At 50.6% G+C, this 11,946-nt stretch carries 11 protein-coding genes; 1 reads left to right on the top strand and 10 read right to left on the bottom strand.

The window, feature by feature from the left end; translation table 11 throughout:
• Positions 1–143: 143 nt before the first annotated feature.
• The 10 genes from RSA72_RS12185 to RSA72_RS12230 all read right to left on the bottom strand — a co-directional run bounded on the left by RSA72_RS12185 (position 144) and on the right by RSA72_RS12230 (position 9,500).
• Positions 144–1,586 carry a coniferyl aldehyde dehydrogenase gene (locus tag RSA72_RS12185; RefSeq protein ID WP_332633242.1) on the bottom strand — a complete coding sequence of 481 codons (1,443 nt, stop codon included), beginning with the start codon at positions 1,584–1,586 and terminating at the stop codon, positions 144–146.
• Between the two features lie 78 nt (positions 1,587–1,664).
• Entirely contained in the window at positions 1,665–3,278 is a 1,614-nt protein-coding gene (locus RSA72_RS12190; RefSeq protein WP_332633244.1) for a GMC family oxidoreductase, read from the bottom strand.
• Between the two features lie 136 nt (positions 3,279–3,414).
• Positions 3,415–4,086, bottom strand: a complete 672-nt coding sequence (locus RSA72_RS12195) for an SAM-dependent methyltransferase (RefSeq protein ID WP_332623324.1) — start codon at positions 4,084–4,086, stop codon at positions 3,415–3,417.
• A gap of 61 nt (positions 4,087–4,147) precedes the next feature.
• The gene (locus RSA72_RS12200; protein WP_332623323.1) at positions 4,148–4,927 is read right to left on the bottom strand and encodes a Rossmann-like and DUF2520 domain-containing protein; all 780 of its coding nucleotides are present in this window, start codon (positions 4,925–4,927) and stop codon (positions 4,148–4,150) included.
• A gap of 89 nt (positions 4,928–5,016) precedes the next feature.
• Positions 5,017–6,057, bottom strand: coding sequence for a DUF1311 domain-containing protein (locus tag RSA72_RS12205; RefSeq protein ID WP_332623322.1), 1,041 nt, complete (start codon positions 6,055–6,057; stop codon positions 5,017–5,019).
• A 20-nt stretch (positions 6,058–6,077) separates the two neighbouring features.
• Positions 6,078–6,281, bottom strand: coding sequence for a hypothetical protein (locus tag RSA72_RS12210; protein ID WP_332623321.1), 204 nt, complete (start codon positions 6,279–6,281; stop codon positions 6,078–6,080).
• Between the two features lie 6 nt (positions 6,282–6,287).
• A complete protein-coding gene (locus RSA72_RS12215; RefSeq protein ID WP_332623320.1) occupies positions 6,288–7,523 on the bottom strand; it encodes a dihydroorotase in 1,236 nt (411 codons plus the stop codon).
• A gap of 9 nt (positions 7,524–7,532) precedes the next feature.
• A complete protein-coding gene (locus RSA72_RS12220) occupies positions 7,533–8,549 on the bottom strand; it encodes an aspartate carbamoyltransferase catalytic subunit (protein ID WP_332623319.1) in 1,017 nt (338 codons plus the stop codon).
• Between the two features lie 293 nt (positions 8,550–8,842).
• The gene (locus RSA72_RS12225; RefSeq protein ID WP_332623318.1) at positions 8,843–9,202 is read right to left on the bottom strand and encodes a hypothetical protein; all 360 of its coding nucleotides are present in this window, start codon (positions 9,200–9,202) and stop codon (positions 8,843–8,845) included.
• 10 nt (positions 9,203–9,212) lie between these two features.
• Positions 9,213–9,500, bottom strand: coding sequence for a hypothetical protein (locus RSA72_RS12230; protein ID WP_332623317.1), 288 nt, complete (start codon positions 9,498–9,500; stop codon positions 9,213–9,215).
• Here RSA72_RS12230 and rlmKL point away from each other — a divergent pair.
• Positions 9,473–11,677 (top strand): bifunctional 23S rRNA (guanine(2069)-N(7))-methyltransferase RlmK/23S rRNA (guanine(2445)-N(2))-methyltransferase RlmL, encoded by a 2,205-nt coding sequence (rlmKL, locus tag RSA72_RS12235; RefSeq protein WP_332623316.1) that lies wholly within the window; start codon positions 9,473–9,475, stop codon positions 11,675–11,677. The genes RSA72_RS12230 and rlmKL overlap by 28 nt on opposite strands.
• Positions 11,678–11,946 lie beyond the last annotated feature (269 nt).

Here is an 11,946-nt window from a genome sequence, read left to right on the forward strand (position 1 = left end):
AACAAAAGAACAAAACGAGCTCCAAAAATTCGATTTAAAAACGGTAAGACTCCGTCGTGAATAGCCCAAAAGGTTAAGAAGTTTATGGAGAACTCCTTAACTGATCAGCATTACTCAAATCAGAGCGCTTTTTTATGGCCCGATTAACGCAAAAACAGCCGGTAAATCCACATTTGAATCAATGTGCCGTACGGCGGATAAATCAGCTTCATGAGGCTGAATTTAGGCCGGACAAAAACAGACTTGGCATGGCTGAAGGTTTTAAAGCCTTCGTGGCCATGATAATGCCCCATGCCGGAAGCGCCAATGCCGCCAAACGGCAGATCTTCCATGCCTGCAGTCATCAGGGTTTCATTCAGGCACACCCCGCCGCTATGGGTTTCCTGCAGGACTTTCTGCTGTTCAGCCTTGTTATAGCCAAAATAATACAGCGCCAGAGGCCGTTCACGCGCATTGATGTAGGCAACCGCCTCATCAATCTGTTCATAGCAGACAATCGGCAGAATTGGCCCGAAGATTTCATTCTGCATCAGCGCCATATCATCACTGACGTTGATGACGGCCGCGTGCGGCATGCGGCGCCCGTCCGGCTCGGCTTCGATTTGAACCAGCTGCGCGCCTTTTTGCTGCGCATCAAGCAAATAATGCTGCAGGCGCTCAAACTGCCGTTCGCTGACAATGGCAGTATAGTCTGGATTACCGCGGATGCTGTTGGGATAAAACTGCCGAATGACGTCAAAATAGGCCTGAATAAAGGCATCCTGCTGGCTGCGGTGCACCAGAGCATAGTCAGGCGCAACACAGGTCTGGCCGGCATTCATGGTTTTGCCGAAAGCGACACGGCGCGCGCTTTCTTTCAAGTCCGCATCCTGCGCAACGATGACTGGAGATTTGCCGCCCAGCTCCAAGGTTACGGGGGTTAAATTATCCGCCGCTGCATGCAGCACATGGCGCGCGATAGCAGTTGCTCCAGTAAACAGCAGGTGGTCAAACGGCAGCTGGGTAAACTTCTGGGCAATTTGTGCATCGCCTGTAATGACACTGACATGACTTTCTGCAAATTCAGCGGCTATCAGCTTCTTAAATAAGGCTGAAAACTCCGGAGTAAATTCACTCATCTTCAGCATAACGCTGTTGCCTGCAGCCAGCGCCTGCGCCAATGGCCCAACTGCTAAAAACAGCGGGTAATTCCACGGCACAATAATGCCGACTACGCCCAAGGGCTGATACATGACATAGGCGCTGGCGGGCTGAAACAGGATGCCGACTTCGCGCTTGCTCGGTTTCATCCATTTTCTTAAATGCTTCAAGCTGTGCTTAATGCCGTTCAGGCTGGTCATCACCTCAAACAGCCGGGTTTCATCTGCGCTGCGGTTGGAGAAGTCGCGGCTGATGGCCGTGGCGATTTCATCCTGATGCTGCGCCACCAGCTGATACAGGGCTTGCAAATGCTGCCTGCGCTGCTCAAAGCCCGGATAGCTGTGCGTTTTGAAAGCCTGCTTCTGCTGCTCAAAAGCCCGCAGAAGTTCCAAGCCTGCGCCTTCCAAACTGTCTCTATCATCAAAAAGCTGCTGTTCCGCCGTCATAGCGTTTGTCCCTATTCTTATGATTATTTTACAAAATAAATGAAACTCAGCATGATGTCAGTACAATTCCGTGCCTGTTCAGGCCACTTGCCGCTGCCCGCAGGCCAGGCGGATCAAATCAGCAGCTTTTTCCGCAATCATGATCACCGGTGCATTGGTGTTGCCGCTCACCACTGCAGGCATAATCGAGGCATCCACCACGCGTAAATTCCGCACGCCGTAGACCCTGAGCTGCGGGTCAACAACCGCCATGTCATCAATGCCCATCTTGCAGCTGCCTACAGGATGATAAACCGTGTCTGCGCGCTCGCGCAGAATCCGGCGGATATCGTCATCGCTGCGCACCTGCGCAGTGAACAAATCCTGCCTGCAGATTTCAGACAGCGCCGGCGAATGCATCAGCTTCTGCGTCAGCTTGAAACCCTGCACCAAGTCTTCCACATCGCGCTCATCGGCAAAAAAGTTGGGATCAATTTTCAGCGGATCGCTGATCTTTGCGCCGCTGAGCTGAATGGAGCCGCGGCTGCGCGGGTTCAGCAGGCACACATGGCAGGAAATGCCGTGGCTGGCATGGAATTTCCGCGCATGGTCATCCACCAGCGCCACCACAAAATGCAGCTGCAGATTGGGCGTCCCCAGCGATGGATCGCTTTTTAAAAAACCGCCGCATTCTGCAAAATTGGATGCAAGCATGCCGCGCCGTTCGCTGCGGTAGCGCCTGACCTGCTTCAGCATGTCCAGCGAACCTGAAAGAGAAACGCCGAATGTGCCCTGAATCTCATTGACGCTATAGCCAAAAATAAAGTCCGGATGATCATGGAAATTTTTTCCGACGCCCGGCAGATGGTGCACGCTCTCTATGCCGTGCGCCTTCAGTTCAGCAGCATCGCCAATGCCGGACAGCATCAGGATTTGCGGCGACTGGATCGCGCCGGCGCAAAGCAGCACTTCTTTTGCGGCCAGCAGCTGCCGGATCTGCCCTGCATGCTGCACTTCCACGCCAACCGCAGTTTTGTTTTCAATCAGAATTTTCTGCGTCACGGCATGGGTCAGCACGGTTAAATTCGGCCGGTGCAGATGCGGCTGCAGATAAGCGCGGGCCGCGCTGCAGCGTTCGCCATTGATATGCGTGACTTGATAAACCCCTAAGCCTTCCTGCTCTGCGCCATTAAAGTCATCCAGTATTTTATAGCCTTCCGCCCGCGCTGCGGCGAGATAGCGCCGATGCAGCACATTGTCTGAGCGCACATCCGTAACCGAAAGCGGTCCGGCATTGCCGTGATATTCATTCTGGATGCGCTGATTATTTTCAGACTTAATAAAATAAGGCAGCACCTCCTGATATGACCAGCCCGCATTGCCTAGCGCAGCCCAGCGGTCATAGTCGGCGCGGCTGCCGCGGATGTAAATCATGGCATTGATATTGGACGAGCCGCCCAAGCCTTTTCCGCGCGGCTGATAGCCCTTGCGCCCATTCAGGCCCGCCTGCGGCACCGTTTCGAAAGCCCAGTTATTGATTCTGGTCGGCAGGCTGACCACCGCCGCAGCCGGAACATTGACAGTCCAATTGTCTCCGCTGCCGCCGGCCTCCAATAGGCAGACCGACACATTCGGATCTTCTGTCAGGCGTCCGGCCAGCACACAGCCGGCGCTGCCGCCGCCAATGACAATATAATCAAACTTATTCTGCATTTTTATGATCCAGGCTATTTATTTTTATGATCTAAAAGTATGCCATTTTCAGGCAATAGAATAATTGATATTAAGAATGCCTTTGGGCGGAACAATCGAGAAGCTGCTGCGGGATAATCAGCAGCTTTAGCGGTTTTTATCCATGGGCAATAAAGCCTTGATAGCATAGAACCTGGCTAAAGCGCTCCGCCTTGCCAAAACCCGCCTGCTGCAGATGCTCCAGAGTTTGCAGGTCATTCAATGCAAAAAAATCATCGCGCATTCTATGCAGCATGGCTTGGGTCTGCTTTTCAGATAAGCCATTCAGCTCGCATATCTGCTTTAAGGCGCCAGCTTCCAATTCAGATTTAAACTGCATTAAATCGAAGGTCATAAAAATCCCCTCAGCATTCAAGCACTGGCGGGCGCCCTGCATGAATTCCAGTTTCTGTTCAAAAGGCACAAAATGCGTGACCAAAATGGACAGAACCGCGTCGAATTCCGTCTGGCCGCTGAACTGCGTATGCTGCCCCAAGATAAAGTCCACGCGGTCCGCGGCATTCCACGGCGCGGCATAGCCTTGAGCTTTGTCTAGCATGGCCTGTGAAAGTTCGGTGACAGTAAACCTGCAATCTGGAAAATGCTGCAGCAGATAACCCAGCTCATAGCCTGTGCCTGCACCGATAATCAGAATATTGGCGCGCTCAGGCAAATGCGCTTTCAGCAGCGCCAAAATCTGCTGATGCACCACTTCATAGCCGGGAATTAATTTTCTGATGTGCTGATCGTAGCCATCCACCACCTGCTGACTGCTGAAATCCTTAGCCAAACTTATTTTCCTTCTTATCCGGTTTAAAATATTTTGATGCAATGCCGTTCTAAAGCGGCCCTCACGGCTGCTGATGCCGGCTTAAAATCTGCTCGCTGAACAGCGAATAAACCTGCTGCAGATCTGTCCGCTGCTGTTGCTGCAGCATCCGGGTATGCATGGCAATAATGTTATGGTCGCCGCGCATGGCTGGTCCAGTCTGTATGTCTTTCGGATCAGCCTTAAGCGCTTTTTGCGCCGTTTCCAGAATTAAGGGGTACAGCAGGCTGAAATCAGCCTGTTTTTCATCCGTAATCTGCTTGGCCATGTCATAGCAGTAGTTGGCAAAATTGCAGGCGTAGACGGCAGCCAAATGCAGGCTGAGGCGCTGCGCCGAAGAATACTGATAGACCCTGTTGCTTAGGCTATTTGCCAGCTCGGTCAGCAGCGCCAGATCAGCGGGCGCTGCAGCTTCGGTAAAAACCGGCGTGCTGCCCCAGTCTATCCCGCGTTCCAGGCTGAAGGTCTGCAAAGGGTAAAATACGCCCGCCCGGCTGTGCGCTTCTGCAAGCTTAGCGATATCGGTGCTGCCAGAGGTATGCGCAATTAAGGTATCCGGCAGCTGCGGATGCACCGCCTGAACAACCTGCGCAATGGCGCTGTCACTGACCGCAATCAGCAGCAGATCGATATCAGCGCTTAATTCAGTGAAAGACTGCACCGCTGCCGCCCCAACAGCATCCGCCAGCTGCTGCGCATGCACATGGCCCTGACTGAAAATATTGACGATCTGATGCTGCTGCTTCAGCGCATGCGCCAAATGATGCGCCACCCGTCCGGCGCCGATAAAACTGATCCGCATAAATCCATCCGCTGTTTTTTTTACCGCCTACAGCATGCCAATAAAAAAAGGACGAATCAATTCGTCCTTTCGCAAAAAGCGGATCTGATTTAATTAAAAACGTTATTTAAATACACAGAACGCTCTTTGGTCTTTTGAATAAAGCATTTGCTGTACTGAATGTCCTGATTCTGCTGATACATCGCTTCATCCCAATATTCCGCCTGCTTCTGGTAGGTTTCCCGCTCTTTTTCATCCAGCTCATGCACGTCCTTCTGCGACAGCACCTTGCAGTCAATATTGCGCTTTTCAAACCAGTCGGACTGGTCCTGCTGCAGTGAGGTCTTTTGCTCAGGACTGAAACGGTCCCACACCGTATTCAGGCGCTCAACGCTGGCTTTTTTCTCATTTTCCAATTCTTTCTGGCGCACATCCAAAGCTTTTTGCGCCAAATCGCGCTGCGCGGCATTTTCTTCTACATACTTTTTCGAATCTTCTTTACTTTGCGCATTGGCTTTCAGGTAGGATGCGTACTGCACCGCCAGCTCAGTCAGATAGGCAGCCTGACTCACCGCATAATGGCTTTCCATCGTCATGCTGATTTCATCTTTGTCTGATTTTTCAATATGGTAAATAAAGTCTATGCCATTTAAGCGGTCATTTTTCAGCGTCAGGCTGGGAAAAGAAGTGCGGTAATGATCCTGCAGGGTATAGCTGCGGCTGCTGTTGTCTTCACTTTCGCATTCTTCACAAGGCTGATCCAGATAGGCATTTTCTGCGCGCTTCTGCAGGCCTTTCGGCAAAACAGCGGTTATTAAGCTGCTGCAGTCCAGTGTTTTCGCCTGTTCGGGCTTTTCGGTCTTGGTGCTGATGTGGCTGATTTCAAATTTGATGTTTTTGCGGATTTGATTCAGCAGCGCCTGATCTGTTTCATAGCCTGAATGGCGGATGCGCTGGTCAAGCTCTTTTAAATACTCTTCTTTCAGATAGTCCTGCATCTGCTGCACATTGTCCGGCGCGGTACAGCTCCAGTCGGCCACTTCCTGAGTTTTAACTTCCGCAGCTTCCTGTTTTTTATTTTTAAAAAAATCACAGCCCGATACCAGCGCTGTACTGCAAACAAGAGCAAGAATTGTGATTTTGCTGTTCATTCTATTTAAACCATGCTGTTTTATAATTTTCCGCGGTATTTAAGCAAAAAGCGCGCGATTAAGCCATCCTTCTTGAGAAAAAATCCTGCTGGGCCTGCTTGCAAAGCCCAGTTTTTCCAGCTTAAGGTCGCATCTGCTTTACGCCTGCTCTCAAGCTGTTTTCCTTTTATGGAGGATAAACAACCCAATAAAAAAGCCAGCCGGAGCTGACTTTTCATTGCCATAAAAAACTAAGCTGCAAAGGTTTTCAGCACTTTGCCTTTTACAGTCTGATTGATCAGCGGGGTATTTTTGCCGTTTGAAACAATGCTGTCTTTGCTCACCGCCCATTCCAGCGCAGGGTCAACCAGCGCCCAGCCGGCTTCTTCCACCCAGCGCTCATACATATTGGCAACGCGCGCCGGCGCAGCAGTCACTTTTTCAACCCATTGCAGAGGCTCAAACAGGCCTTCATTAATCAGCTGAATGCCAAAAGGCACATAGGTGTCAAATGCGGTAAAGCCCGGCTGCGTTTCAGCAAACGGCGCCATTTTGGCGGAACTGCTTAATGGCTCATGATGCGTGCTGATGGCATCGATAATGCCGTCTTTTACACCTTGGCGCAGCAAATCGCGGTCTGCTGCTGAGCGCAGCGGCGGGCGCACGTGCGCCAGCGAGTTAAAGCCGTCAATCAGCTGGTCAGTTAAATGCAGCTGATGCATCGCGACATCCGCAGTGACCGGCAAGCCTTTCGCCTTAGCGGCCTTAATCAGTTCAACAGACGCGCCGCAGGACAATAAGCCAAAGTGCGCGCGCACGCCGCTGACTTCAACCATCAGCAGGTATTTGGCAATCGCAATGGTTTCCGCTAAAGCCGGGATCATCGGCAGGCCCTGACGCGACGCCACAAAGCCTTCATGCACGCAACCGTCTTTGGCAATTTGCGGCTCTTCCGCATAGAACACTACCGTCATGTCCAGGCCAGCTGCGTATTCCAGTGTGCGGAGCACCACATCATCATCCATAAATGGCTCATTGGCATTGGAAACAGCAGTACAGCCGCCTTTTTTCAGGCCCGCCATATTCGCCGGCTGCTTGCCGAGCAGGCCTTGAGTTTGCGCGCCAATCACCTGCAAGTAAATGCCGCCGTCCAGCATGGCTTTTTCAACCAGGCCGTGAATCAAAGCGCCATTGTCCTGCACAATCGGCTGTGAATCCGGCGGCGTGAAGACATGCAGAATGCCGTTTTCACGGGCAGCTTTGCCTTCCGATTTCAAAGTGCCGTGCTGCTGCTGCCCCGGCTCACGCAAGCGCGCGCACAGATCCACCATCGTCGGCATCAGCCATTTTCCTTGACCGTCAATCACTTCCGAAGCATGGGCTGTTTCAGCAGCCAGCTTGCCGTTTTCAAGATAAACCGTCCGCACGCTGTCAGTTTTCTGGATTGGGTCCAAGACACGCACATTTTCAATTTTTACAATAGTCATGACTTCCCCTTAACCCGCAACTGCTTCAATTAAGCCTTTTTCCTGCAGCTGGCCCTGCATGGCCAAAGCCAGCACCGCCATGCGCACCGCAATGCCATTGGTCACCTGATGCAGAATCACCGATTGCGCGCCGTCAGCAATGCTGGAATCAATTTCCACGCCGCGGTTCATCGGGCCGGGATGCATCACGATGCAGTCCGGCTTCGCCAAAGCCAGGCGCTCTTTGTTCAGGCCATACATTTTGTAAAACTCCGCCTGTGACGATAATGCCGGCGAATCAATGCGCTCATTTTGAATACGCAAGGTAATGATCACATCACAGCCGCGGATGCCGTCTTCCATTTTGTTGAATAAGCGCACATCTGCGCCATATTCTGCAAAACCGTAAGGAAGCAAGGTATTCGGCGCAATCACGCGGATATCCTTACAGCCCAGCGTCTGCAAGGCAGCCACGTCCGAGCGCGCAACACGCGAATGCTTAATATCGCCGATAATCGCAACGCTTAAGTCTTCAAAATTTTTCTTGGTTTCACGGCGGATGGTCAGCATATCCAGCATGGCCTGCGTCGGATGCGCATGGCGGCCGTCACCTGCATTGATAATCGCGACATGCGGGCAAACGTCTTTGGCAATGAAATGCGGCGCGCCTGAAGATGAATGGCGCACCACAAAAATGTCTGTAGCCATGGCTTCCAAGTTCCACAGGGTATCGCGCAGCGTCTCACCTTTAGAGGTGCTTGAGCGGGCAATGTCAATGTTCAGAACGTTGGCGGAAAGGCGCTTGGCTGCCGCTTCAAAGGTGGTGCGGGTGCGGGTAGAGTTTTCAAAAAACAGATTCATTACCGTGCGCCCTTCTAAAAGGTTATTGGTAATCAGCTGATTTTGGTCATTAAAAAAGGACTGCGCAGTGTCCAATATTTTTGTGAGGGTTTCTTTAGAAAGGCCTTCGATGGTCAGAAAATGTTTTAGGTTTCCATCTTGGTTGAGTTGAATCTGGCTCGGTGTATGCAATGCCGCCAAGTGCATGAGAGATTCCTTATCGTTAAGTTAATGCATTATACAGAGAATCCCGGCCTTTGGCAGTTGAAGTTTTCAGCATTTGAACTGATTTTTTGAGGCTATAAAAGAGGAAGTAAAAAAATCAATCCTGAATTCCTATGTATTAATTCAATGAGATAATTTAAACCAAACAATCAAACCCCGCTTTCCTGCGCTGCGCTTTCCGGCGCTTTTTCTCCTTGTTTTTGCTGCAAAAAAATATAGGCTTTAAGCGCTTGGCCCGCTTAAAGCCTGCCTAAAAATTTGATGTTTTTGGAAAGCTAGCGCAGCGCGCCAATATAGTGATGGGACACCTGCGCCTTGTAGATTTCCTCCGGCGTCGCCTCCTCACGGTACTCAGGCTGTTCCTCCTGCAGCTCTTCTTCCAGCGTTTCCTCTGCCGGTTCTGCCGCCGCGCTTAAATCCAGCAGGGCATATAGGCGCTGAGTCAGGCGATCCAGTTCCGGATCATTGGCCTGCTGCGCAATTTCAATGGCATAGCGCGCATATTCTTTGTTTTCCGCCAGATAAAGCGCATCAATCACGCGGCCAGTCACTCTGCGCAGGCGCGCATAAAACAGCGTTGCAGCAGAAAAAGTCTCTGAATTTACAATATTTTCACCACGCATACCATCAATCATTGCATTCCCCTTACCCGATTAAAAAAACTTCAAAAAACCAAATGAATCTGCTTTCCATCACCCCCAAGCGCAGATGCTTCAGTGAATAATCATCTAAATAAGCAAAATGCATACCAATAACGTGATTTTTATTATGAGGTGAAACGGCAAAATCTTTTAAGCGCAGCAGGCGGTGCTTCATATTTCTCAAGCAACCGGTGCAGATGATGCGCCCAAATAGGTGAAAATAAGTTAAAATATCGGATTGCTTTTTTGCTTTTGGAAATTTACATGAATTCGAAACCCCGTCTTTCTTCATATTGGGTCACCTGTGCAGATGGGCTTGAAACCTTACTCCGCGAGGAAATTGAAGGTTTAGGTGTTCAAAATATTGAGCAGTTGCCGGGTCGTTTGATTTTCAAAGGCACATTGGAAGATGCCTACCGCATTTGCATGTGGTCACGCTTGGCTTCACGCGTTTTAATGCCTATTCATACGCATGAGCTGGAATTTACCCATGACGCGCGCGATGTGGCCGAAGAGCTCTATGAAGGTGCGATCAGCTTTGACTGGTCGCTGATTTTTGCGCCGCAAAGCACATTTGCTGTGCGCCTGCATGTAGAGCGCGAAATTAAAGTCAACAGCCAGTTTGCGACGCTGCGCGTAAAAGACGGCGTGGTGGACTCCTTCATGGAAGCTGTCGGCAAGCGCCCAAGCATCGACATTAAGCAGCCGGAAATCACCCTGTATGTGCTTGCCGGAAAAACAGCGCATACCTACTGCCTGGACTTGTCCGGCGACTCGCTGCATAAGCGCGGCTACCGCCGCTATATGACAGATGCGCCAATTAAAGAAAACTTAGCCGCCGCCATTCTGCAGAAAGCAAAATTAAAACAGCGCGATCCGGAAATTATTTTAGATCCGATGTGCGGTTCAGGCACATTTATTATTGAATCGCTGATGATTCTGACTGACCGCGCGCCAGGCCTTGTGCGCCGCTTCGGCTTTAACGGCTGGAATGGCCATGACCATGATTTGTGGATGGGCATTAAAGCAGAAGCTGCCGAGCGCCATGAGAAAGCCTTAGAGCAGCAATTGCCGAAATTCTATGCTTATGATGCCGACTGGGAAGCAGTCAAAGCCACCAAGCAGAATATTATCGCCGCCGGCTTTGAATCGGTTCTGGATCAGATTAAAATTGAAGAGCGCACTTTAGCCGACTGGCCAGACTTTCAGGCCGAAGGCAAGCGCGCATTTATTGTCACCAACCCGCCTTATGGCGAGCGTCTGGGTGAAAAAGCTTCCAACCGCGCGCTGTACTTAGGCTTGTCAGCGCTGCTGCAGAAGAATTTCCCGAATCAATATGCAGCCGTGATTGCTGCGGCCGTTGAACAGGCCGACGTGCTGGCCTTTAATGATCCGCAAATTCTGCGCCTTATGAACGGCAAATTGCCGATTTACGTCCGCTTCGGGACAATTAAGCCGGCAGCGGCTGCGCAGCCATTTTTAGCCACTTGGCAGCCGCAGCAGTTTGAAGCGATTGAAGGCGCTGAAGACTTCACCAACCGTCTGCAGAAAAACATGCAGGCCTTGAAAAAGTGGGCCGTTAAAGAGAATATTTACTGCCTGCGCTTATATGATGCAGATTTGCCTGACTTTAATGTCGCGGTCGATTTATACGGCGAGCGCTTGCATGTTCAAGAATATGCGCCGCCAAAAACCATCGATCCTGAAAAAGCCAAAAAGCGCTTCAACCTTGCGCTGCAGGCAATCCGCGCGGTAACCGGCTTAGGCCGCGATGCGATCTTTATTAAGACCCGCGCGCGTCAGGAAGGCAAAACTCAGTACGCGAAGCAAAGCACTGCGTCCAAGCGCTTTATTGTGCAGGAAGGCAAAGCTAAAATCCTAGTCAACTTAACTGACTACCTGGATACCGGCCTGTTCCTTGACCACCGTCAAATGCGCCTGCGCATTGCAGCCGAAGCAAAAGGCAAACACTTCCTGAACCTGTACAGCTATACCTCTACAGCCAGCCTGCATGCTGCTTTAGGCGGCGCAGCCAGCACCACCAGTGTTGACCTTTCAAACACGTACCTGAACTGGTCTAAAGAGAACTTTGTGCTGAACGGCTTAACGGTTGACCATGTCGATGAACAGCATCAATTCTTTGCCAGCGACTGTTTTGAATGGCTGAAGGAAGGCCATGAGCAGTATGACCTGATCTTTATTGATCCGCCGACCTTCTCCAACTCGAAGAAATTCTACGGCACATTTGATGTGCAGCGCGACCACAATTCTTTGCTGAAGCGCGCCATGAACCGCTTAACCACAGAAGGCACGCTGTACTTCTCAAATAACTACCGCGGTTTTGAGATGGATGAAGAAGTTGAAGCGATGTTTGATGTGCAGGAAATCAGCAATGAAACCATTGGCCCGGATTTCAAGCGCAATCAAAAAATCCACCGCGCATGGAAAATCCAGCACCATCCGGTTTAAGCCTTGAAAAAGTGCTGAATCGCATTCATTGCGCTTCAGCACTGCAAATCCATCAGGATAAAAAACCGCTCAGATTTTAACTAATGCTGATCAATCAAGCGTAGCTTTATCATTGCTGATTGATAAATCTCCCCTAACCCCTCTTTGAAAAAGAGGGGGATGAACAGCATTGCTGTGCAAGGAATTCAAGACTGTATTGAATTTCAAAATACTCCCTCCTTGTATCTTAACTTACATAGTGATTAGCTCTCACTATACGCAAACAGCAG

It is taken from the genome of Acinetobacter sp., assembly GCF_036659555.1.
Lineage (GTDB): Bacteria > Pseudomonadota > Gammaproteobacteria > Pseudomonadales > Moraxellaceae > Acinetobacter.